The following is a 22,779-nucleotide window of genomic DNA, read 5'->3' as shown; positions in this document are numbered from 1 at the left end:
CGCATTCTACCTTAATGACAGATCATTGTCATATGCGGGACTGAATTGTCGTCATATAATCCAGCTTTGGCACAAACTACAGTGGGTATAACCATGACACAGCCAATGCATAAGATAACATTTTTTGAGCGATTTGAAGCGGACATTCTGGCCGGCCGTAAAACCATTACCCTGAGGGATGAAAGTGAATCCGGGGTGATAGCTGGTCAGACCCTGCCGGTACATACTCTTGAGGCCGACCGTTGGTTTTGCGATATCCGAATTATTGCGGTGCAGGAAGTGGAGTTTGATGGCTTGTCGGATAAGGAAGCGCACCAGGAGAATATGACTCTGGAGCAGCTTAAACAGGTGATTCAGGAGATCTATCCCGGCATCACTCACTTGTATAAGATTAGCTTCGAGCTTTGTTAGTTATCGGACCTTGCTGACTTTAGGCAAGATTGCCAGCAGTATCACCGTCAGCAATGGCCAGCAAAAATCCAGCATTGTCAGGGATGACAATGACATGTCCGCGCTATAGATTACGCTTCCGGTTAGCTGCCCCGATTTAAACAGGCTAATGAGCAGCAAAACAGGGTAAGAGGTGATTATCAACTTCCGGCCAATCGTGTTAATCAGATCCAATTGAGCACCTCCTTTTAGTCGCTCCTCATCATTAACTTTCCTTATTCACATTACGGCGACTCACAGGCTTAAACATAAAACGGCCAACAATCTTGCTGGCCGTAGTACGGTGTCCAGTGCCATTCACACCGGCTTACATGCCGTCAGCGGGTGATGACCCACAGGGAGTGGATGACCCCGGGTACAAAAAACAGCACACACAGGATGATATTAATGATCAGGTCCTGTCCCACACCTTTTTTCACAAATACCGCAACAGGCGGTAGCAAAATAGCCAGAATAATCAGCAAAATCTTGTTCATGGTTTTCTCCTTGTTTTAATTTTGTTAAGCACAGTTATCATAAAGCCCGATTGGTTGCAATTTGCTGACATTGCAGTGAGATGAACCATGTAAAGGTTTTTGGGTAGCGGGGTGTTTTGTTTGATGTGGGTTGGAAAAGGAGATACCGGGGAATTGAACTTTACTGCACTGATGGCGCAATTGGTGGCGGCAGATCCGGATTGGCAATGTTCCGGGCCGCAACCTATGGAAAAAATCAATGAGGTAGCCGCGCAATTTGACCTGAATTTGCCGGACTCCTATATCAGCTTCCTTAACCAGCTTGGATGTGTGGATTACCTTGATTGTCATTACGCCGGGTTGGATGAAGACTATCTGGATCCTGAGTATGGGTTTATGTGGCCAACCCATGTTTTGCGTGAAGAGAGTGATTTACCCCATCATCTGTTGTGTATTGAGTATGATCATGATGCCCATCAATTGCCCTGCATTGATCTCAGCATGCTTGTAGATGGTGAATGTCGGTTGGTTTGGTTCGACATTCACCGCAGGGCGATTGTGGGTCATTGCGCCGATTCATTTGCAGGGTATTTTTTTCAAAGGGTGTCCCCCTGGTTGGATAAAGGATAAATCTGAATATGACGATGATGGGATTTTGGGGAAGGTTTACATTGATCTACGTGGGATTGTCAGCTTTGGTGATGGTCTTGCTGTATTTGACAGAAATTGAGGGTAATTCAGGTGTCAGTGCCGGAATTATGGTGGGCAGCATATTCTGGGCCTATAGCAATTTTTATAATAAGAGTGGACGTCTGTTTACCCCTTCAGAGGTGTGGCTGGCAGTATTGGGAGTGATAACGACTCAGGTACTGCTGAGCTGGATGGGGCTGTTGTTGATGGGTTATGCACAAGGGCTTGAAATAACGGCGACCATGCTCCTGCTTGCATTGGGTCTGGGAGTACTGATATACGGTTTGGGAAGTTATATTTTTATCAGGTTTATTGGCGGCTCAATTGTCAAACAGGCTGAAAAAGCCGCTCAACAAAAGCGATGAAAAAGGATATTCATGGAGCTGAATCAAGTCACTTTGCCTGTCAGGGATATGGACAGGGCAACCACCTTCTATCTGGCACTTGGCTTTACCCAGATAGTCGACACTCCCCACTATGCCAGATTTGTCTGCCCCAATGGCGGCAGCAGCTTTTCTTTGTCGCTGGAGCAGGGAGAATTCAGTAACGGTGCCGTTATTTACTTCGAAGTGCCTGAACTTGAACGCAAGGTTGAGTCACTGATCCACAAGGGGATAGTGTTTGACCAGTTGCCAACTGAGCAAAGGTATCTGTGGACCGAGGCGATTTTGCATGATCCCTCAGGCAACAAAATCAAGCTCTACCGGGCTGGAGAGAACAGGCTTAACCCTCCCTGGCGGGTAGATATCAGAGCAGGAGAAGATGATGATAGCGGCGCTGGTATTGACCGTCAGTCTGTCTCAAGGGACTGAGATAAACACAGGTAATGCTGCGCCTGAATCTGTAGGTTGCTCCTATGTTCATAAGCGCAGCCGGGAGCTGGAGTTAACACAGCAATGTGGTGTGCTGGCAGCTGATGGATTGCTGCAAGTTGATGATGAGGTCCTGAGCCAAATATCCTGGAGTCAATTTGGGGTGGAGTGTATCCACGTGTTCGGCAGCGAAATCCAAAACGGATGGTACTTTATTAATCCGTCCGGTTTGGGGCGTTGGGCACCTTTCTCCCAGGATAATGACTGCGCACCATTTACCCAGGGCGTCGCAGTCGGACTCTCCCGGGGCAAGGTGATATTTTACAATCAGCTGATGCAGATTGAGCAGCTTACCGACTACAGTTGGGCCAGTGGTTTTTATCAGGACGCTGCCAAGGTGTGTCGGGGAGAGCTGGTCAAAGAGTTCGACACTTTTGGAGAGCATTACAGCTACCTTGGTGGAGAGTGCGGTTTTATCAATCGGGACTTTGAGGTTCTGATTCCTCTGGTTCACCCCTATGAATCGACTCCCAGCCCCTGAGTGACTTTAGTTGGTACTGGCACCGAACCTGGTCATATCTGAGTCGCTGGCACCTTCGTTACACTCACCTTTCAGTTCTCCTCTGTCGGCCTCAACCATACGGAAAAGCTCAAGATAGCCATCGCGGCAATAGCCCGTCATTTCAAGCGTTCTGGCCAGGCCCAGATCAAACTGCTCTTCAAAGTCCTCTCTGGCCTGCTGCATCTGTCTGGCCATTTTGATCGCTTCCCGCTTGCTTTGGGGTTGCGCTCTGCTCAAGGTCGGCATCATTGCCAGCGAAGCTCTGTAGGTAAAGAGTTTTAGTCCGTTATCTTTAATGTCTGTGGTGAGTTGATCACGAATTTTCCCTGCATACTTTTCGGGAGAGGGGGAAGAGCTGCAGCCAGACAGGAGTGCAGACATCAACAGGAGCAGGGTAAGGCGATTCGACATCTTAGGGATCTCAATATTATGCTTTTTTATATCATAACCTTATTCGGACATCAGAACCTGTGTCAATTTGGGTTGAGCTGACCACAAGAGCATCTGAAATAGACTGGCAATGGACAACGACAGATCTTGCTGCGTTGTTGATGCTGGTACTTTGGTGGTGGCTGATTTGGCCCAGCAAAGACATGGCGGTGCTGCTGGAAAACCGTTCACTGCAGCGCAGGTTGCTGTGGACACTGATGGTGATCAATCTGCTCTGGATGCTCAATGCCAGTATATACAGCCAGCTGCATGTTCATTTTCTCGGACTCGTGGTATTGATGCAGATGTTCGGCTGGCGACTCGCCAGTATCGGCGTGATCTTCCCTGTGGCGCTGTTTTCCCTGTTGGTACAGGGGCAGGTTGGCTGGATAGCTCCTTATGCTTTGTTTGGTGCGGTTTTACCCCTGTTTATCAGTTTTCTGGTATACAGCCGATGCTTCCACCTGCTGCCCAGAAACATCTTTGTCTATATTTTCTGTGCAGGCTTTTTCAATGCCGCACTGGTGTTGATTGGCCATATGTTGTTCTGGGCTGTTTGGCTTTGGTTGACGACAGATTACCTGTGGGCGGAACTTGTAGACAGATATTTGAATTTGATCCCTTTATTGGCATTTCCTGAGGCTCTGCTCAATGGAATGGCGATTACCCTGATGGTGGTGTACAAGCCGGAGTGGTTGTACGATTTTAGAGACAATCAATACTGGTCTAACAAAAATAATAAAAATTAAATTAATTCAGAATATTAGTTTAATTTCCCTGATGTTTTAGCGATTTCTTGCCAATTGTGGGGCTTGACACTCGATATCAAAGACATAGGCTTAATTGAAAGAAACCGCTTTCATAATCCTATCTTGCCGAACAGGATCATTAACTGAGAGTCGTTTGCAAATAATAGTGCTGATATTCACTCAGCAACCATAATAAAAAAGTAACAGCCGCTGATTTGGACCTCTGGTCCGGGTGACTTCCTTGTGTTCGCATTGGTTTTGACTGGCATTGGTGGGGAAATGACACTTTTTTATTTGGATAGCCACTCTTTTCATGCCCAACCGGGCGAAACCGTACTGGATACCTTGCTCAGGTATGAATATCCAGCCAACTACTCCTGTAAAAAGGGCCGTTGTCGTTCCTGTCTGTTGCAGTTTATCGAAGGGGATTTAACCATGATCTCCCAGCGGGGACTGGAACCTGAGCAGAAGAAAGCCGGATTGGTGTTCGCCTGTCAGTGTATTCCGTCACCGAAAATGGTACTGACCACCCCCGAGCCTAACGACCTGTATCTGGACACCCCAATCATAGAGAAACAAGTACTGACAGATAATATTGTTTCAGTCACTGTCGGTGTCCCCGAAGATCAGAAATATCAGGCCGGGCAGTGCGTTAACCTTCGCCGTCCCGATGGTGTAAGCCGCACTTATGCGATAGCGCGCGTGTCCGCTCCCGGTGCCGTAGAGCTGCATGTCAGACGCAAGGTTAACGGGGATTTCAGCCAATGGCTGTATCAGTCTGCCAGGTCACAGGACCTGTTGCAGATGCAGGGGCCCTGGGGTTTTTGTCACTATTTTCCAGGACTGCCTGATGACACCCTGGTGCTGATAGGAAGTGGCACCGGGCTTGGCGCTGTGGCCGGTATTGCCGAGGAGGCATTGAGCCGTGGACACAGAGGAGAGATCCACCTTTATCACAGCGCCCGCAATCTGGCAGATCTTTATCAGCATAAAGAGATGTTGAAAAAGATGTTGTTACACAGGAATTTCTTCTACCAGGCCTGCATCAGTGCAGAGTCAGAAAAGCATGAGGTCGATGGCAAACGTGTACGCCTGGCGGACCCGCTGGAGTTGGCCGCCGGTCGTCATAATTATGACCGCAGCCACAGGGTATTTTTGTGTGGCGAACCCAAAATGGTGTTGAAGGGACAGGAGCGGGCATTTCTTGGCGGCGTCCCAATAGAGCGAATTCATGTGCTGTCGTTCGATTACCGGGAGCTTCGTAAACATCCCCGTACCTGGGTATAACACCTGAAAATTGGAATCTTACCGGCTGCAGAGTGCAGCCGGTTTCGTTTACAATAGCGACCAGCTTCATTTTACTGATTTGCATGAGGAAGTTTCCTTGAACAAGAGTTTGGTAACCAATCTGCTGGCGGCAGCTCTGGTCGTGGCAGGTTATCTGCTGCCCAACGATATTCTGTTTACCGTGGGCCTGTTCGCCCTTTCCGGTGCTGTAACCAACTGGCTGGCAGTGCATATGCTGTTTGAAAAAGTGCCCGGCCTTTATGGCTCCGGAGTGATTCCTGCCCGTTTTGAAGAGTTTAAAAGCGCCATTGCCCGATTGATGATGGAGCAGTTTTTTACCCGGGAAAATATCGACCGCTTTCTGAGCCAGTCTGACGGCAGTCCGGCGCATCTGGATCTGGGGCCTGTGATTGATAAGGTGGATCTTGAACCTTCGTTTAATGCTCTGGTTGATACTGTGGCGCAATCTTCACTGGGAGGCATGCTGGCCATGTTCGGTGGCACCGATGCATTGCAACCTTTGAAAGAGCCATTTATCGAGAAGATGAAGGCTTCGCTGAAAGATCTGTCAGAGAGTGAGCAATTCTATGAACTCTTGAAACAGGAGCTGGAGCAGCCGGATAAAATGGCTGAGATGCAGAATAACATTGAAGATATTGTGCGCCAGCGTCTGGATGAACTGACACCGCAAATGGTTAAGATTATGGTGCAGCAGATGATACGCGAGCATCTGGGTTGGCTGGTGGTCTGGGGTGGTGTCTTCGGTGGGGTAATTGGATTTGCCGCGGCCTTGATGCAGAGCTAAGCTGAGGTTCTGAGTCCTTCACATGAGTAAGGCAATGGAACATCACAACAGCATTAACTATATCGAGATGCCGGTCAGGGATCTCGATGCCACCAAATCCTTTTTTACCCGGGCATTTGGTTGGCAGTTTGAAGATTATGGTCCTCATTACAGCTGTTTTATCAATGCGGGCATTAATGGCGGTTTCTATCAGGATGCGCTGACATTTAATGTAACCAAAGGCTGCCCTCTGGTGGTGTTGTTCAGTGAAGATCTGGAGAAAACCCAAAGTGGAGTTGAGCTTGCCGGCGGTGAAATCACCAAGGCGATATTCAGTTTTCCCGGAGGTCGGCGTTTTCATTTCGCTGATCCAAACGGCAATGAGTATGCGGTTTGGGGCCACGAGCCGGAATAGCGGAGTAGTCCCCCGGATACGAGAGTAAACAGGCCCCCATAAGCGACAAATTCCAATAAGAAAGCCCCGACCAGCTCGGGGCTTTTGCTTATCTAACTCTGTGCTGATGCCAATGTCTTGAGCTGACGGTCATGCAGTTTACTCAGGGTCGACAGCGCTACAATTGCGCCCATTAAGGCGTATCCCATATCACTCTGCTTGTATGTGAGCCCACTCAATCCCTTACTATTAGCCTGCCTTTAACTGGCTATGACTGGATAATCTTGCCAACTGTCTGTCGTGGATCTTGCTTAAGGTGAGCAGGGCGACGATAGCACCCAGCAGGGCATAGCCCATGTCGCTTTGAGTATCCCACTCGTAACCCTGTGTGCCGAGGAAGGCTTCGGCGCCTTCACCCGTGCCGATAGCAACCCACCACTCGATTAGTTCGTAGAAAGCACTGAAGGCGAGACAGAAGCAGACAATAAAGAAGTTGCGCCAGGCACCAGAGTTAAACACCTGGCGTCTGATGGTTATTTCACGGGCAATCATCACGGGAATAAAGCCCTGGGCAAAGTGCCCCAGTTTGTCGTAGTTGTTTCTGTCGCCCCCGGTGGCGTCTCTTATCCAATCAAACAGTGGCACTTCAGCATAGGTGTAATGACCGCCTACCATAAGGATGACGCAGTGGATCAAAATCAAGGTGTATAGCAGGGGAGTAAAGGGGAAGCGTTTCATTGTGCCTGCCAGCAGCACAAAGCCGATAATGGCGGGCAGCACTTCCAGAAACCAGGTAAATCTGTCAAAAGGATTGATAGCCGACCAGATAAAAACCAACACAAAAATCAGGCTGTAACTGACCAATAAAGGTTTGGATGTCATATGCTTGCTGCCGTTATTGAAAACGACCATTATGTGGCAAATTCCGGCATGACTCCAGTGCATCACTTTGCACTGTCATTAACGAGGTTGACCAGTGGCAGCCCCCATAATGCTGCCACTGAAGGGGTTTAAGCTTGTTGAAGCTTAATTCCAGGTTGGTTTTTACGGCGCAGTAACCAGTACCAGAGCGCCAGAACCAACGCCAGATAGCCAAAGCCCACCAGGAAGGCTTCCGCCTGATAGCCTTTCACCATGGCTATAGGCATCATGGAGATAATAAAGACATCTGTGATACTGCCGGGCACATAGGCGATGGCGTAATCATCCAGCACTGTACCTTTCATCTTGGGGTCGATAACCCGCAGCAGGGCAATACCCATGGCGACAGTACCGGTCAGCCAGCCCCAGGAGAATATGCCCTTTTCAAACCAGTCTTCTCCCAGCATTCGAGGCGCGACCCAAAGCACCAGAAACAGGGTAAAGAGAATGCCTCCTGTAAGCAGCAAAATCATAGGCAACAGGTACTGGGTCAGTACGGTAATCTTGATGGCCGATATGCCAAATACAATCAGAAAGTCTGTGGTGGTGGCGCCTGCGTGGCTGAAAACCTTGTCACACAGGTAACGCTTGCCCCCGGTTCGTTTGGCTATCGCCCTGACCAACATACCGCCAATAAATGCGGTGACAAAGTTGGGGATTTGCATTTGCCCCATAAAAGATGAGAGATAGTTGGCACTGTGATAGGCGAATGCTGTGACGCCCGCGACGATAGCCAGATGAATGGCAAAGGAGTCCACCGACAGGGCGGACAGAGTTTCCCGCATCACCGGCTGCTGTTCAGAGGGGGCTATCAATCCCTTTTGTTGGTAGCTGTCCATTTTGTCGAAGCAGGTAAAGTCCTTCACCAGCCCGAATTTTACCGCAGCCTGAAGAATCACCATGCCCAGGCTGATAGAGATAAATACGCCTGCGGTGGCAAAGGTCAGACCCAGTGTCATGGCATCGGCCCAGCCCAGTTGGCCAAAGATGTTACCGACAACTACTGAGGTGCCGTGGCCACCCATAAAACCGGCCGACAGCACCAGACCAAACCCCGGGTTCAGCTCAGGCCAGATAAAGGTGGCCATTATCAGCCCCATGAGAGCGGCAAAAAGCCATTGAGACACAGTAGCGACCTGATTAAAGGCCCAGAGTGACCCTGCTCTTTGTGCCAATAAGCGGGGTGAGGGCAGATCGGTTGTCAGTCCCAGAGCAGCAAACAGCGCGGCAGTGAGCAAACTTGCGTTGGTGGCGAATCCCTGGCTCCAGGGCAGTATGTTCAGGCCAGATGGGCCCAGAAATAAACCGATAATACCGGCGAGGACGGCAGCGGGAAGATACAGGCGCTGCAGAGGCGGGCAGTATATCCGCAGGATTTTGCCAGCCAGCAACAGGGCACCGGCAAGGGCGAAGTCAGTAAGCATGACCCATTCTGTCATTTAACTGTCCTTATGAGTTGAATTGTGAGAGCAGGGCGATAGCACCCTGATAAATTGATGTCATCGTGATGACAAGGTGTCTGGTCATGGGATCCCAGACTGTGCCCGGTTAAGAATCCGGACAGCAGAGGTTGAAGTGGCACACCTTAATGAAATAAGTGGGATTTAAAATGAATCTAATGGGAATTTGTGATCTTAAGCGGACAATTTAATCTTTGGAGGCAGGCGAACGGCAAAGCCCCTGAGAAGGGGCTTGGGTAACAGGTTTGATTTTACTGTCAGTAGCTGTCCGAATGCACCGAGCGAACTGCGCGACCTGAAGGGTCAATAACCCCACTGAGACTTTCATCCCAGGCCAGCGCTTCAGGTGTTGAGCAGGCGACGGACTTACCACCGGGGACGGTTTCTGCAGCCGATGACAGTGGAAACAGTTCTTCGAAAATGCTGCGATAGAAATACGCCTCTTTGGTTTCCGGCGTGTTGTGACTGAAGCGGAAGTGGGCGTTGGCCAGATCTTTGTCGCTGACATGCTCAGCAGCCTGATCCTTAAGGCCATCAATCCAGGAGTAGCCTACGCCATCGCTGAACTGCTCCTTCTGACGCCATGCCACTTCTGCCGGTAACTTATGTTCAAAGGCTTCACGCAGGATCTGCTTCTCGATTTTGCCCTCCACCGACATTTTGGCCTGAGGGTTAATTCGCATTGCCACGTCCATAAACTCTTTGTCCAGGAAGGGCACTCTGGCTTCCACTCCCCAAGCAGCCATCGCCTTGTTGGCGCGAAGGCAATCAAACAGGTGCAGTTTATCCAGCTTGCGAACCAACTCTTCATGGAATGCCTGAGCGTCAGGCGCTTTGTGGAAGTAGAGATAGCCGCCAAACAGCTCATCCGCTCCTTCACCCGAGAGCACCATCTTAATGCCCATCGCTTTGATTTTACGCGCCATCAAATACATGGGCGTAGCGGCACGAATGGTGGTGACATCATAGGTTTCCAGGTGATAAATCACATCACGAATAGCATCCAGTCCTTCCTGGAAGGTGAAGTGAATTTCATGGTGTATGGTGCCAATCTGATCGGCCACTTTTTTCGCTGCTGCCAGGTCTGGCGCGCCTTCCAGCCCCACAGCAAAAGAGTGCAGTTGAGGCCACCAGGCATCGGATTCACCGTCATCTTCGATTCGACGCTTGGCAAAGGTCTGGGTAATTGCCGAGATAATCGAGGAATCCAGCCCGCCGGACAGCAGCACACCATAGGGCACATCTGACATCAGTTGGCGCTTGACCGCGGCTTCCAGCGCGTCTCTGAGCTGCTCTTTATCTGCCTCGTTGTCTTTGACCTCCTCAAATGTCATCCAGTCTCTGACATAATAACGGCTGGCTTGCTGCAGCTCTGAGCTCTGAAAGCAACCTGGCTGAAACTCGGCGACGGTTTTACACACCGGGGTCAGGGACTTCATTTCAGAGGAGACATAGAAGTTACCATCGGCATCGTAACCTGTGTACAGCGGGATAATACCCATATGGTCGCGGCCGATCAGCCAGCTCTTGTTGCGCTTGTCGTACAACACAAAGGCGAAGATACCATTGAGCATATCCAGAAACTCAGTGCCATATTCCTGATACAGAGCCAGGATCACTTCACAGTCTGAGTTGGTACGGTACCTGTATTTATCACCCAGTTGAGCTTTAAGTTCTTTATGGTTGTAAATCTCGCCATTCACCGCCAGAACCAAAGACTCATCTTCACTCAGCAGGGGCTGAGCACCATGGTCTACGTCGACAATAGCCAGACGTTCATGAGCCAAAACAGCATAGTCATCCGCGTAGATACCTGACCAGTCAGGACCGCGATGACGCATCAACTTTGACATTTCCAGTGCCAGGCTGCGCATGGATTTGGCGTCGGACTGAATATCTAAAATGGCGAAAATGGAACACATAAGGGAAAACTCCAAAGGATCTTCAAAATCTGTTGGATTTACTTTGCCATTCAAAACTCAAATTGCCAAATCGTTAATTGGTGAAAGTGGTGTTATCTTGGGTGTTTTTCTGGTTTATATCTTGATTTTGGTGGGTGATTTTTGGGGATTGTTCAGTGTTTCTGTGTTTTGTTTGAATTTTTTCTGATTGCTTGCCGTCTCTGCGCCGCCTGATTAAGGATCCCTTAACTGACTTGGTGCTTTTGATTTTTTTCGATAATTAAGCCCTTTGTATGACAAAAAGCCCGCATTTATGCAGGCTTTTTCAGAATCCCTTTGTTAACAGGGGTAAAGCTTAAATAGCTTTCATTGTTTTAGCTGTTAATACGCACTGGCAGTTGCAATACGCCGGGACTGTGACAAACACATGCTAAATGACGTCGATATCACCGGCGCAGGCGAAAATATGGTTGGGTCGGAAGGGCTCCTTGTCGATATCTTCCAGTTGACTGACCCCTGAGGTCACCAAAATGGTTTCCAGCCCCGCCTGAAAGCCCGCCAATATATCGGTACGCATATTATCGCCAATAATCACGGTATTCTCTGAGTGAGCATTAATACTGTTGAGGGCAGAACGAATAATCCAGGAGGAGGGCTTGCCGACAAAAAATGGCTTTTTACCTGTGATACGTTCGATGGGCGCGCACATAGCGCCGCAAGCCGGGCTAAACGAAGGGCCATGGGTGTCCGGGTTGGTGGCAATAAACTGTGCGCCCTGAGCCACGAATCTGGCTGCCTTGTGGATCATCTCCCAGTTGTAGGAGCGGGTTTCGCCCACAATCACAAAGTCCGGGTTGATGTCCGTCATGGTAAAGCCTGCATTATAGAGCTCATGGATAAGCGCACCTTCACCGATAACAAATGCCTTGTTACCCTCCTGATGGGTTAAAAAATCTGCGGTGGCCATCGCCGAGGTATAGAAGCAGGATTCGGGAACCTGAATACCGGCAGAGCCGAGTCGGTTTTGCAGGTCTTTGCCGGTTTGCACCGGATAGTTGGTCAGTATCACCAGAGGATTTCCCTGTTCAACCAGGCGGTGAATAAACTTGTCTGACCCGGGAATGAGTTTATTGTTGTGCAGCAACACGCCATCTATGTCGCAAATTACATTTTTCATTACTTTTCATCTCTTTTGCCTTTTGTCTCAATCTATAGCGCATTTGTGATGTGCATCAATGAAAGATTTGTTAATTCCGCTGCTTATTGAAAATAAATCCTGATATATCAGTATTCTTGATTGCGTATCTCAGTGGTTCAAACTGTGAGCGATGTCAGGTCCTTGTGCTTTTTTTCAACTAAATCAGCTGGTAACCTGTGCAACTAAGCAATAACAAAGTGCACAAACTGATTTTAAATCTACCGGAGTGGAACGACAGGGATGCAGAGGTTGAAGTTCGACGAAGATCTTCGGGATATTGAATTGGCCAGACAAATTGCCGAAGTCAGAAAAATCAAAGCCGAAACTGCGGATAATATAGTGAGCTTGCTGATCCTGGTTGCGCTTTATGGCGCGGCAATTACCTGGCTTGGTAACTGGATGTTGGGGTAATGGCAGACGTGATGAAAGATGTCGATCATCTTGCGCCTGACAAGGATGATAAAAACGCAGGCGTAAAAGCCGCCATCGAGCGCCAAAAGTCTTTGATTATCAGAACCAAAGAGCTGGAGATTGCTCAACTGAAGCTGGAAACTCTCAATATATACGCGTCCATCTTTATCAAGTTCCTGCTGTTGCTCTTAATGGTGACCATATACCTTAATTGGGATACGGTCAGCTTACTTTGGAGTGTGGTTGCTGACGTGTAAACACAGTACCGCAGAGGCAGAAATTAATGCATAACAGCAAAAGAAAACCCGCCAAATGGCGGGTTTTTTAATGGAGTTAATCCGGTGCGTAACCGTTGGGACCAATGAGCTCCCCATCCAGCCAGGCCCGGCCGTCCTTCATCTGCAGACGTCCCTGGCTGAACCACTTCACGACCAGCGGGTAGATGGCGTGTTCCTGCTCATGGACACGTTCAGACAGAGTTTCTATGGTGTCGTCGCCATACACTGGCACCTTGGCCTGCAAGATAACCGGGCCGGCATCCAGAGCCGGGATTACAAAGTGCACGCTGGCACCATGTTCGCTGTCGCCGGCCTCCATGGCACGGGCGTGGGTATGTAAGCCCGGGTAGAGTGGCAGCAAAGAGGGGTGAATGTTCACCATGCGGCCTTCGTAACGCTCTACCAAAGCCGGGCTCAGAATCCGCATAAAGCCTGCCAGTACAATCAAATCTGGCTGGTAACGGGAAATAGCGGCATCAAGACGAACGTCATATTCTTCGCGGCTTTCTCCTTCACGAGATATCACGCAGCTGGTGTCGATTTCGTTTTGATGAGCCCGGATCAGGCCATAGGCATCCGGATTGTTACTGATGACGCCGACAACATCGGCGTTTAGATTGTCATAGCAGCTATCAATGATAGCCTGCAGGTTACTGCCATTGCCGGATATAAGGACCAGAATGCGACAGCTTGATTCCATTAGCGGATCTCCACTTGCTCTTCATTGCCGTCGCGGTTGGCGATCTCACCGAACAGCCAGGCCTGTTCGCCTTCGGCATTGAGCAGTGACAGGGCAGCGTCTACCTTGTCTTTTGGCAGTGCGACAACCATACCAACACCACAGTTAAAGGTGCGGTACATTTCGTACTGTTCAATATTTCCCTGCTCCATCAGCCAGTCGAACACTACAGGCCATTGCCAGGAGTTACCGTCGATAACGGCTTTGCAATGTTGAGGCAGCACTCGTGGGATATTTTCCCAGAAACCACCACCTGTAATGTGGGCCATCGCATGAACATCAGATTCTTCAATCAGCTTCAGCAACGATTTGACGTATATCTTGGTAGGTTCCAGCAGGTGGTCTATCAGGGGCTTGCCTGCAAGATCCTGCTGGGGGTCGGCCTGACTCACTTCCAGCACTTTGCGGATAAGTGAATAGCCATTGGAGTGAGGACCACTGGACGACAGAGCAATCAGGGCATCACCTTCGGCGACTTTAGTGCCATCGATAATCTCGGCTTTCTCGACCACACCCACACAGAAGCCTGCCAGATCATAATCTTCACCTTCGTACATACCTGGCATTTCTGCAGTTTCGCCACCGATCAGGGCAGCGCCTGACTGATGACAACCTTCTGCAATACCGTTAACCACAGAGGTGGCGGTATCTACATCCAGCTTGCCAGTGGCATAGTAGTCCAGGAAGAACAGGGGCTCAGCACCCTGAACAATCAAATCATTAACACACATAGCCACCAGGTCGATACCTACGGTGTCATGCTTTTTATAGTCAATGGCCAGACGCAGCTTGGTGCCAACACCATCAGTACCTGATACCAGCACAGGGTGCTTGTATTTGGTTGGCAGTTCGCACAGGGCGCCAAAGCCTCCCAGGTTACCCATAACTTCAGGGCGGTGGGTGCGCTTAACGGCAGATTTGATGTTATCGACCAGTTGGTTACCAGCATCGATATCGACACCGGCATCTTTGTAGCTCAGTGGGGTAGGCGTGCTCACAGAGGTCCTCTCGGGTACATCGTTATAGGATTTTATGCGCGGGTATTCTAGCAGCTTGGAACCTGTGCCGAAAGGCGCCATTTTCCTGTGACAAGAACGGAGTATGTTGAATTGTGTGCCCATAAAAACCAATTTCCGGGAGCAGATTTGCTATTCATGGTGATCAGTTTCTGTCACAGAATCTGAGCCAGAGCCGGTGGCATAAGGGAAGCAGGGCTATATACTCGGATAATTTGACCCGGGGCGCGTACTTTGTGGGCAAACCTGACGGGATGGCGCGATATGCTTCACGATTTGGCGCCCGGGAGAAACTTTATGTTTGATAGCAAAAACAAATGCTCTACACTCGGAACAATTTGCTTTCTGGCTACGCAAAAAATACAGGAGACACCCATGAAAGTCGTTGAGGTTAAGCACCCTTTGGTTCGCCACAAAATCGGTCTGATGCGCGAAGGTGATATCAGCACCAAGCGTTTTCGAGAACTGGCCGCAGAAGTTGGCAGCCTGCTGACTTATGAAGCGACCGCAGACTTCGAAACTGAAACTGTGACTATTGAAGGTTGGAACGGTCCGGTTGAAGTTGAACAGATCAAAGGTAAGAAGGTGACCGTAGTTCCTATCCTGCGTGCCGGTCTGGGCATGATGGATGGGGTTCTTGAGCACATGCCTTCCGCCCGTATCTCTGTTGTGGGTATCTACCGTGACGAAGAGACGCTGGAGCCAGTACCTTACTTTGAAAAACTGGCAAGCAACGTAGATGAGCGTATCGCTCTGATCGTTGACCCTATGCTGGCAACCGGTGGTTCTATGATTGCTACCATCGACCTGCTGAAGAAGCGTGGTTGTAACTCAATCAAGGCTCTGGTGCTGGTTGCTGCACCTGAAGGTATAGCAGCCCTGGAAAAAGCTCACCCTGATGTTGAGCTGTTCACCGCATCTATCGACAAGTGTCTGAACGACAAAGGCTACATCCTGCCTGGTCTGGGTGACGCCGGCGATAAGATTTTCGGTACCAAGTAATTTCACCCTGGCGTGAATGGAAAAGGAGCCTCATTGGCTCCTTTTTGTTATCTGTTGTTTGACAATATCTGTGACGTCAGATTTAAGTGAAACAAAAAAGCCCTCAATCAAGAGGGCTTTTCATGGTATAGCCTTTTCAGGCTTACAGCACCATGGCCGCTATCCAACCAAACACCAGCAGTGGGATGTTGTAGTGGATAAAGGTTGGGATCACACTGTCGCGCATATGGTCATGCTGGCCGTCAGCATTCAAACCCGCAGTCGGGCCCAGGGTGGAATCCGATGCCGGAGAACCAGCATCACCCAATGCCGCTGCCGTACCGACAAGTGCAATGGTCGCGGGAACCGAGAAACCGAAGCTCAGCGCCAATGGCACATATATGGTGGCGATAATCGGAATAGTAGAGAATGAAGAGCCAATCCCCAGGGTGATAAGCAGACCCACCGCCAGCATCAGGAAAGCCGCAAGGGCTTTATTGGGACCGAGCATACCTTCGATAGCCTGTACCAGAGTAGATACTTGGCCTGTCTCTTTAATGACGGCGGCAAAACCTGCAGCGGCAATCATAATAAAGCCGATATTGGCCATCATGCGCACGCCCTGATTAAAGATATCCTGATCCGCCACATGCTTAAGGGCACCGGAGAAGCTGAACACCATAAAGCCGACCAGCGCACCGAAGATCATTGAGTCGGTATATAACTGCACAGACAAGGTGGCAGCAATGGCCACCAGAGCAATAAAGATATTACGCTTGTTGAGTTGCTCTTCCGGCTCTGCGGCCAGGATTTTGCTTTCATTGTACTCGCGCGGTTTGCGATAGCTGATAAACACAGCGGTCAATAACCCGGTCAGCATCCCCAATGCAGGTAACAACATTGCCGGAGGGATCTGGTCCGCGGTCGCACCCAGGCTGTTCTGATTTAGGTTGGCCAGCAAAATGTCGTTAAGGAAGATACCACCAAAACCTACTGGCAGAATCATATAAGTGGTGACCAGACCAAAGGTCAGTACACAGGCTACCAGGCGACGGTCCAACTTGAGTTTGGACATTACGTGCAGCAGTGGCGGCACCAGAATCGGAATAAAGGCGATATGGATAGGTAGCAGGTTTTGAGAAGAGATCGCCATTGCCAGCAGGGCCATCAATAGCCCCCAACGTACCATCTTGGTATTGCTGTCGTTCGGCTCTTTCCCCAAAGAGCGGATCAACTTGTTTGACAGTAGGGTTGTCAGTCCGGAATGACTCAATGCGACGGCAAATGCCCCCAGCAAAGCGTAACTCAAGGCAATTTGGGCTCCCCCTCCCAAACCAGTATTAAAGGCGCTGATTGTCTGATGCAGGTCCAGTCCCGCCACCAAGCCGGCCACCAGAGAACTGATGGTCAGGGCGATCACGACATTGACCCGAGCCAGGCTTAACCCCAGCATCAGAATCACAGCGACAACGACTGCATTCATATTGGATTTCTTATTCTAGGATGACAAAGCCGATAGTTTTTACAGGGTTTTGCCTCAATGTCCAGCTATATAAGTATGTTTGCATAAAAAGTGCGAACTGTTTGAGCGAGCCCGGATAATAAACCCACTGAAATCGCGGGTTTGAATCAAAAATTCGGCAAAACCTTGATATTGATCCTAAATAGGTTGTCACGCCTATTGAAGCTCTTATAATGCCAATTGATTTACAGGAACAATCCAATAGCTCAATCCATAGATGGAGGTAATCAATGAGCGTATTAGTAGGCCGTCCGGCACCAGACTTTACTGCAGCAGCTGTGCTGGGTAACGGTGAAATTGTTGACAACTTCAACCTGACTGCTGCCATCAAGGGCAAGCCAGCGGTTGTGTTCTTTTACCCACTGGATTTCACCTTCGTATGTCCTTCCGAGCTGATCGCATTCGATCACCGTATGGAAGAGTTCAAGAAGCGCGGCGTTGAAGTTATCGGTGTATCTATTGACTCTCAGTTCACCCACAACGCATGGCGTAACACCCCAGTTGATAAGGGTGGTATCGGCCAGGTTCAATACACTCTGGTTGCTGACGTTAAGCACGAAATCTGTAAAGCCTATGATGTAGAGCACCCAGAAGCTGGTGTTGCTTTCCGTGGCTCTTTCCTGATCGACAAAGAAGGTATGGTTCGTCACCAGGTAGTGAACGATCTGCCACTGGGCCGTAACGTTGACGAAATGCTGCGTATGATCGACGCGCTGCAGTTCCACGAAGAGCACGGTGATGTATGTCCTGCAGGTTGGGAAAAAGGCAAGAAGGGCATGTCTGCCAACCCAGACGGCGTAGCTTCTTACCTGTCTGAAAACGCTGACGACCTGTAACAGGGATTCTGCGATAAGTTCCTTTAAAGCTGCCTGCGGGCAGCTTTTTTTATGCCAGTCTTGAACCCGACGCGCTCGTTGATTAGCTTATTCTAAAAAATCGGGAGACAGGGCGGTATGGAAAATAAAAGCTGGTTTCAACAACCTGAGATGATTGTTGGGCTGTCGGCACTTCTGGTCAGTCTGGTGGCCGTGGGGGTAGCGCTGTACTCAGCGTATATCGACAGAGCTTATGCCAGAGCCTCTGTTTGGCCCAGGCTGGAGGTGGGCAGATCATTTAACTCTGACGTCTATGCCTATCTGGTCACCAATAATGGTACCGGACCTGCAGTGGTAAAATGGGCCGAACTGACGCTGAAAGGCAAACCTCAAATTCATTGGGATCAGTACATGGCCAGCATAGCAGGGGACAAAAAGCCGGACGCTGATAAGATTCACTATGGCCAATCCCATATCTCAACCAGTGTTCTGCCAGCGACCAAACAGATTAAGGTGATGTCCAGTGATGAGCCAGAGCTGATTGCCTTACTCCATAAGGCATCATCAGAAACTGAGCTTAAGCTCTGCTATTGCTCCATTTATGATGAGTGTTGGACGACCAGTTGGAAGCAGCCTCAGCCTCTTGCTGTGGACGAGTGCATTACGCCGCAGCAGGCTTTTAGCCAATAAAAAACCGGACTCAAGTCCGGCTCTTTATCACTGCGAATGAATTATTCTGCTGTGTTATCACTGTCACTGCCTGGTGCGTCAGATTCAGCATCAAGGACAGGTATTGGCCAGCCACCCAGGGCTTTCCAACGATTCACGATATAGCAAAACAGCTCAGCGGTTCGCTCTGTGTCGTACAGGGCTGAGTGAGCTTCTTTATTGTCAAAGGGAATGCCCGCCATCATACAGGCTTTGGCCAGCACAGTATGGCCGATAGCCAAGCCTGCCAGTGTAGCGGTATCAAATGTCGCAAATGGGTGAAAAGGTGAGCGTTTCAGGTCATTGCGTTCAATGGCTTTACTGACAAACCCATGATCAAACGCCGCATTGTGAGCCACGATAATGCTACGATGACAGTCTGCTGCTTTCTGGGCTTTTTTCACTTTTTTGAAGATATCCAGAAAAGCTTCTTTTTCGCTGACAGCACCACGCAAAGGGTTGTTTGGGTCGATACCGTTAAAAGCCAGAGCTTCCGGTTCCAGATTGGCACCTTCGAATGGTTCGATGTTGTAGTGCAGGGTTTGATCCAACTCCAGCACGCCCTCATCGTTCATCTTCAGCATAGTCACTGCAATTTCAAGCAACGCATCGGTTTGGGCATTGAAACCTGCGGTTTCCACATCAATCACCACGGGGAAATAACCGCGAAAACGGTGTTTCATTTTATTTGCGTCGCAAATGTCGCTCATAACAAACTCAGGCAGAAAATCGAGCGGGTATTATGCTAAAGATAGATTCGGGTGTCATGCTCGATTGATTGAATTATCGTCTAAAGGTTTCAATAAATTCGCCGATACAAGAATAGTTTCCAGTATCTGCGGGGAGTTGCAAATTACATGACCAGAACACTGCTAAGTTTCCTTTGCCTGACGGTGTCCTTTTCTGCGGCAGCAGAGCTCAGGCACTACCGTGCGGGTTTGGAAAATTCCCAGTGGCAGTTCAGCCAAAGCCCCCGCATAGAGTGTCGGTTGGAACATGATATTCCAGCCTATGGCAAAGCGGTTTTTGTTAGTCGCGCGGGCAAAGATTTGAATATGGCCTTTACCTTGGATATGTGGGTAAAGCCTGACTCAGCAACAAAAGCTGTATTGATGAGTAACGCCCCTCAGTGGCGCCCAGGTATTCCGGCCCGGGAAATCACCTCGTTGACCTACCAAAAATATTTTAATGGCGAAGTCCCGAAAAAGGCGGCCTGGTCGATGCTGACTGAGCTGGAGCGTGGCATGGAACCTACATTTTACTATGGCGATTGGTATGAACAGCGTAATCAGGTTGCCGTAGGTCTGTCCGCCGTTAATTTTGGCAATAAGTACAGTGACTTCAAAGCCTGTCTGTCGTCGCTTCTGCCATACAGTTTTGAAGATATTGCTTTTACTGTACTTAGCTATCACAGTGGTGGCAGTGAGTTGACTGAGTTCTCCAAGCAACAACTGGCAAGAGTACAGGAGTACCTGACCTATGATCCTGAGGTGGAACTGGTGTTGGTTGATGGTTATACCGACAGTCATGGCGGTCGCAGCGTCAATAAGAGGGTATCTGAACGGCGCGCGGGATCGGTTAAAGAGTTTCTGATGGCCAAAGGCATTCCCGAAGAGCGCATTTTGACGACAGGTCACGGTGAAACCCGGCCGGTAGGACCCAATGGAACGCGTGAAGAAAGGGCGCTGAACCGCAGGGTAGTGGTACGAATTAACAAACCTATGTAAGAAAAAGCCCGGTTAAATAAACCGGGCTTTTTAATGTTCTAACTTAGAAAGAATAGGTTACAGATAAAACCGCACTTCGGGGCAAGATATATCTGCCATTGGGGGCGGACGGGTTTCTTGGGTCACCCTCGGTGATCCCCTGTTCGTCCGTCAGGTTGTCTACCGAGAGCTGGACAATGATGGACTCCATAGGTTCAAGCATCAGTCCCAAATCCACCTTTTCATATCCGTCCAACACCACGCTATTGGCGTTGTCGGCAAACCTGTCATCCACTGCTGTCAGGGTGCCATAAACAGAGGCATACATATCGGCAATTTCAAACTCATAGCTGGGAGTAATTCTCAGTTGCCATTGAGGTTGTCTCTGACTTTGCTTGCCTTCGTTGTCAGGACTGTCGGTAATTTCAGTATCCTGCCAGGTGGCGTTCATATTCACAGAGAAGCCGGAGTCATGGTCATAGTTATAATCAAGCTCAAGTCCCAGTGCTTGGTTGGTGAGGGTTTCTACCGGCGCACCGGGACGACGGACAAAGGTATCTCCCTCCACCTCATTGGCAAATAGCGTGGCAAACAGGCTCATTGAATCGCCGATGAACTTGTAACCCAGCTCCGCCTGAGAGACTACTTTGATCAGTTCTTCACCCGCCTCATAGGCGCCGAAGTTGTCTCTGAAGTCGTCAAAGTAAGGCATTTTGTAACCCTTATTGACCCGGGCAAACACACCTGAGCTCGAGTCGAATTGGTAGTTTACGCCGGCCGTCCAGGAGGTTTTGCGGGTATCATAGTCCACATATTTGCTGATTTTGCCATCCAGACCTTCATCGACACTGTATTCCACCTCATGCTTTTCGTTTCGTATTCCAAGGTCCAGCGTAACCGCATCTGTGATATCCCAGGACAAGGTGCTGTATAGTGCGAAGGTATGGGCATCTCCCGTGGAGTTAATGTCATAGTTCCAGGCACACCCCTGAGCTTCATTATTACAGGCGATACCGGCAAGAGCCTCTTTATTGCCGCCAAGCACCATATAAGCGGTATTACCCAGACTCCACCAATCATTGGCTGAAGTGGTCGCCGTGTACAAGCCAAGTGAAGCCTCAATGCTGTCAAAACGCTTGCTGAACGCCATATCATTGGTAAAGGCTTCGATCTCTTTTAATACGACCCAGCGACCATATTGCTGTACCTGAGTATCGCCACCATAGTGATTGCCCGTGACGGCACCGGTTGCGTCAGTACCGTTGTCTGCGACAGAGCTCAAAGCGACCGCGCCGCCATTGGGCACCAAACCAAGAGTGTTGGCATTGCCCTTAATCAGGTTAAATCTATCGATAAACTGCCAGTCGCCCGGCAGGGAATAGCGAATACTGCCACCTGTTATGTGTCCATCCCAGCCTCGACCATCGGCAAGATCGATATCCAGCATCTCATCGTCTGCGCCATAGTAGATACTGGCCTGCCGGTTCAAGGTACCAAGCTGAGTATATGAAGCGTCTATGCCATCAATATTCAGGGGGGTAGGCAGGTACCATGCGCCGGTATCGTCGGTAATTCGGGTATAAAAGTTAATTTCGCCATCAGCCAGTTCCTGCACCAGATTCAGGGTAAATTGCTGGCCTTTTTCTGAAGTGAAGCCCGCATCGCGAATACCGGGAGAGCGTTTGATGTAGCCACCCATCATGTAGTAAAGGCCGTCGCTCACTTCGCCACTCCGCACCATATCGACCCGTTGCAGGTCATAATCTGAGGTGGAGTATTTCACCAAACCTTCGGTTTCTTCCCGGCCTCTTTTCAGCAGAAAGTTGGTGGTTAACCCAGGCTGGCCGTTAGAGACGACAGGGTTAGGGCCTCCTCGCAGTGCTTCTACCATGGCAATGGTTTCATCCAGACGAAACAGTGAAGAGTTTTCCAGAAATGACAGTGTTGGCGCGGGGTAAATTGGAGAACCTTGTAGGCTGACTGTCAGAAAGGGCGCATCGCCACCACCCGGGAAGCCGCGGACAAACACGTTGGCTCCAGACTCTCCACCAGAACTTTCTACCCAAACCCCGGGAACAGCTTTAAACAGATCTGCTGTGCTTTTAGGGGCCAATCTATTGATATCAACAGCATCAATATTGGTGACGGCAAAAGCGGCTTCAGACTTTCTGATACCACTACCGGCAGGCGTGCCGGATACCACGATAGTCTCAATATCTTTATTGGCGGCTTGCTTATTTGAAGCTTCTTCGTTTTCTGCTGCCTGGCCCGCAGTGCCTAAAATTGATGCTATCAGACCGGTGAGCAGTGGTACGGTGAATCTGTTTTTCACAGCGTTTTCCCCATATCTTTTGTTATTTTTCTCCTGTTATCCAGCGAGTTAACAGGGGCTGGATACCCAAACCATAGTCGATATCTGGTTAAGGGCTCGGAAATTAACATAAGACTCTATGCAAACGTTTGCAATGGGTTTGTTACAATAAATTTACAAAGTGTTCTGCTGTGTCTGGG

General features: G+C 49.5%; 26 protein-coding genes. 15 read left to right on the top strand and 11 right to left on the bottom strand.

Annotation, left to right across the window (positions count from 1 at the left end; translation table 11 throughout):
• Positions 1-105: 105 nt before the first annotated feature.
• Positions 106-411, top strand: a complete 306-nt coding sequence (yqfB, locus tag L2725_RS17950; protein WP_249250220.1) for a N(4)-acetylcytidine aminohydrolase — start codon at positions 106-108, stop codon at positions 409-411.
• A 356-nt stretch (positions 412-767) separates the two neighbouring features.
• On the opposite strand, the gene L2725_RS17945 is transcribed toward yqfB, so the two are convergent.
• A complete protein-coding gene (locus L2725_RS17945; protein WP_249250219.1) occupies positions 768-926 on the bottom strand; it encodes a YqaE/Pmp3 family membrane protein in 159 nt (52 codons plus the stop codon).
• Positions 927-1,049: 123 nt separating this feature from the next.
• Here L2725_RS17945 and L2725_RS17940 point away from each other — a divergent pair, with 123 nt between their 5' ends.
• The 4 genes from L2725_RS17940 to L2725_RS17925 are packed head-to-tail and all read left to right on the top strand — an operon-like array spanning position 1,050 to position 2,948.
• Positions 1,050-1,535, top strand: a complete 486-nt coding sequence (locus tag L2725_RS17940; RefSeq protein ID WP_249250218.1) for an SMI1/KNR4 family protein — start codon at positions 1,050-1,052, stop codon at positions 1,533-1,535.
• Between the two features lie 8 nt (positions 1,536-1,543).
• Positions 1,544-1,960 carry an ABZJ_00895 family protein gene (locus L2725_RS17935; RefSeq protein ID WP_249250217.1) on the top strand — a complete coding sequence of 139 codons (417 nt, stop codon included), beginning with the start codon at positions 1,544-1,546 and terminating at the stop codon, positions 1,958-1,960.
• Between the two features lie 12 nt (positions 1,961-1,972).
• Positions 1,973-2,407: a VOC family protein gene (locus L2725_RS17930; RefSeq protein ID WP_249250216.1), complete on the top strand. Its 435-nt coding sequence runs from the start codon at positions 1,973-1,975 to the stop codon at positions 2,405-2,407.
• Positions 2,358-2,948 (top strand): hypothetical protein, encoded by a 591-nt coding sequence (locus tag L2725_RS17925; protein WP_249250214.1) that lies wholly within the window; start codon positions 2,358-2,360, stop codon positions 2,946-2,948. The genes L2725_RS17930 and L2725_RS17925 overlap by 50 nt, the downstream gene beginning before the upstream one ends.
• A gap of 6 nt (positions 2,949-2,954) precedes the next feature.
• Here L2725_RS17925 and L2725_RS17920 read toward each other — a convergent pair whose 3' ends face one another.
• Complete coding sequence (locus L2725_RS17920; RefSeq protein ID WP_249250213.1) at positions 2,955-3,380, bottom strand: hypothetical protein; 426 nt, start codon at positions 3,378-3,380, stop codon at positions 2,955-2,957.
• 65 nt (positions 3,381-3,445) lie between these two features.
• Here L2725_RS17920 and L2725_RS17915 point away from each other — a divergent pair, with 65 nt between their 5' ends.
• The 4 genes from L2725_RS17915 (at position 3,446) to L2725_RS17900 (ending at position 6,633) form a co-directional block, all read left to right on the top strand.
• Positions 3,446-4,147, top strand: coding sequence for a hypothetical protein (locus L2725_RS17915; RefSeq protein WP_249250388.1), 702 nt, complete (start codon positions 3,446-3,448; stop codon positions 4,145-4,147).
• Positions 4,148-4,426: 279 nt separating this feature from the next.
• The gene (locus L2725_RS17910; protein ID WP_248937684.1) at positions 4,427-5,434 is read left to right on the top strand and encodes a 2Fe-2S iron-sulfur cluster-binding protein; all 1,008 of its coding nucleotides are present in this window, start codon (positions 4,427-4,429) and stop codon (positions 5,432-5,434) included.
• A 97-nt stretch (positions 5,435-5,531) separates the two neighbouring features.
• Positions 5,532-6,239 carry a DUF445 domain-containing protein gene (locus L2725_RS17905; protein WP_248937685.1) on the top strand — a complete coding sequence of 236 codons (708 nt, stop codon included), beginning with the start codon at positions 5,532-5,534 and terminating at the stop codon, positions 6,237-6,239.
• A 34-nt stretch (positions 6,240-6,273) separates the two neighbouring features.
• Entirely contained in the window at positions 6,274-6,633 is a 360-nt protein-coding gene (locus L2725_RS17900; protein ID WP_248937706.1) for a VOC family protein, read from the top strand.
• Positions 6,634-6,861: 228 nt separating this feature from the next.
• On the opposite strand, the gene L2725_RS17895 is transcribed toward L2725_RS17900, so the two are convergent.
• The 4 genes from L2725_RS17895 to L2725_RS17880 all read right to left on the bottom strand — a co-directional run bounded on the left by L2725_RS17895 (position 6,862) and on the right by L2725_RS17880 (position 12,071).
• A complete protein-coding gene (locus L2725_RS17895; protein WP_249250386.1) occupies positions 6,862-7,494 on the bottom strand; it encodes a DUF2238 domain-containing protein in 633 nt (210 codons plus the stop codon).
• A gap of 128 nt (positions 7,495-7,622) precedes the next feature.
• A complete protein-coding gene (locus L2725_RS17890) occupies positions 7,623-8,972 on the bottom strand; it encodes a sodium/glutamate symporter (protein ID WP_249250211.1) in 1,350 nt (449 codons plus the stop codon).
• A 278-nt stretch (positions 8,973-9,250) separates the two neighbouring features.
• On the bottom strand, positions 9,251-10,915 hold the full coding sequence (gene asnB, locus L2725_RS17885) for an asparagine synthase B (protein WP_248937687.1): 1,665 nt from the start codon (positions 10,913-10,915) through the stop codon (positions 9,251-9,253).
• 409 nt (positions 10,916-11,324) lie between these two features.
• Positions 11,325-12,071, bottom strand: coding sequence for an HAD-IIA family hydrolase (locus tag L2725_RS17880; protein WP_115138230.1), 747 nt, complete (start codon positions 12,069-12,071; stop codon positions 11,325-11,327).
• Between the two features lie 261 nt (positions 12,072-12,332).
• Between L2725_RS17880 and L2725_RS17875 the strand changes: the two genes are divergently transcribed.
• Positions 12,333-12,503 (top strand): hypothetical protein, encoded by a 171-nt coding sequence (locus L2725_RS17875; protein WP_248937688.1) that lies wholly within the window; start codon positions 12,333-12,335, stop codon positions 12,501-12,503.
• A complete protein-coding gene (locus L2725_RS17870; RefSeq protein ID WP_248937689.1) occupies positions 12,503-12,760 on the top strand; it encodes a hypothetical protein in 258 nt (85 codons plus the stop codon). The genes L2725_RS17875 and L2725_RS17870 overlap by 1 nt, the downstream gene beginning before the upstream one ends.
• Before the next feature lie 76 nt (positions 12,761-12,836).
• Here L2725_RS17870 and purN read toward each other — a convergent pair whose 3' ends face one another.
• A complete protein-coding gene (gene purN / locus L2725_RS17865) occupies positions 12,837-13,481 on the bottom strand; it encodes a phosphoribosylglycinamide formyltransferase (RefSeq protein ID WP_249250209.1) in 645 nt (214 codons plus the stop codon).
• Positions 13,481-14,518, bottom strand: coding sequence for a phosphoribosylformylglycinamidine cyclo-ligase (purM, locus tag L2725_RS17860; protein WP_249250208.1), 1,038 nt, complete (start codon positions 14,516-14,518; stop codon positions 13,481-13,483). Before purM ends, purN begins: the two co-directional genes overlap by 1 nt.
• Positions 14,519-14,911: 393 nt before the next feature.
• Here purM and upp point away from each other — a divergent pair, with 393 nt between their 5' ends.
• Entirely contained in the window at positions 14,912-15,538 is a 627-nt protein-coding gene (gene upp / locus L2725_RS17855; protein ID WP_115138233.1) for a uracil phosphoribosyltransferase, read from the top strand.
• Between the two features lie 142 nt (positions 15,539-15,680).
• Here the strand turns inward: upp and L2725_RS17850 are convergent, their stop codons facing one another.
• On the bottom strand, positions 15,681-17,000 hold the full coding sequence (locus tag L2725_RS17850; protein WP_115138234.1) for a Na+/H+ antiporter family protein: 1,320 nt from the start codon (positions 16,998-17,000) through the stop codon (positions 15,681-15,683).
• Between the two features lie 269 nt (positions 17,001-17,269).
• Here L2725_RS17850 and L2725_RS17845 point away from each other — a divergent pair, with 269 nt between their 5' ends.
• Together L2725_RS17845 and L2725_RS17840 are read left to right on the top strand one after the other, a co-directional pair.
• Positions 17,270-17,875: a peroxiredoxin gene (locus L2725_RS17845; protein ID WP_115138235.1), complete on the top strand. Its 606-nt coding sequence runs from the start codon at positions 17,270-17,272 to the stop codon at positions 17,873-17,875.
• A 117-nt stretch (positions 17,876-17,992) separates the two neighbouring features.
• On the top strand, positions 17,993-18,544 hold the full coding sequence (locus L2725_RS17840) for a hypothetical protein (protein WP_249250207.1): 552 nt from the start codon (positions 17,993-17,995) through the stop codon (positions 18,542-18,544).
• A 41-nt stretch (positions 18,545-18,585) separates the two neighbouring features.
• Here L2725_RS17840 and rnt read toward each other — a convergent pair whose 3' ends face one another.
• Complete coding sequence (gene rnt / locus L2725_RS17835) at positions 18,586-19,272, bottom strand: ribonuclease T (RefSeq protein WP_249250206.1); 687 nt, start codon at positions 19,270-19,272, stop codon at positions 18,586-18,588.
• Positions 19,273-19,419: 147 nt separating this feature from the next.
• Here rnt and L2725_RS17830 point away from each other — a divergent pair, with 147 nt between their 5' ends.
• A complete protein-coding gene (locus L2725_RS17830) occupies positions 19,420-20,289 on the top strand; it encodes a flagellar protein MotY (RefSeq protein ID WP_248937693.1) in 870 nt (289 codons plus the stop codon).
• A 43-nt stretch (positions 20,290-20,332) separates the two neighbouring features.
• Here L2725_RS17830 and L2725_RS17825 read toward each other — a convergent pair whose 3' ends face one another.
• Positions 20,333-22,600, bottom strand: a complete 2,268-nt coding sequence (locus tag L2725_RS17825; protein WP_428985302.1) for a TonB-dependent receptor — start codon at positions 22,598-22,600, stop codon at positions 20,333-20,335.
• Between the last annotated feature and the right edge of the window lie 179 nt (positions 22,601-22,779).

Source organism: Shewanella corallii (genome assembly GCF_023349125.1).
In the GTDB taxonomy this organism is placed as follows: Bacteria; Pseudomonadota; Gammaproteobacteria; order Enterobacterales; family Shewanellaceae; genus Shewanella; species Shewanella corallii.
Note: the sequence above shows the minus strand (reverse complement) of the source record. Positions and strands in the feature narration are given on the sequence as shown.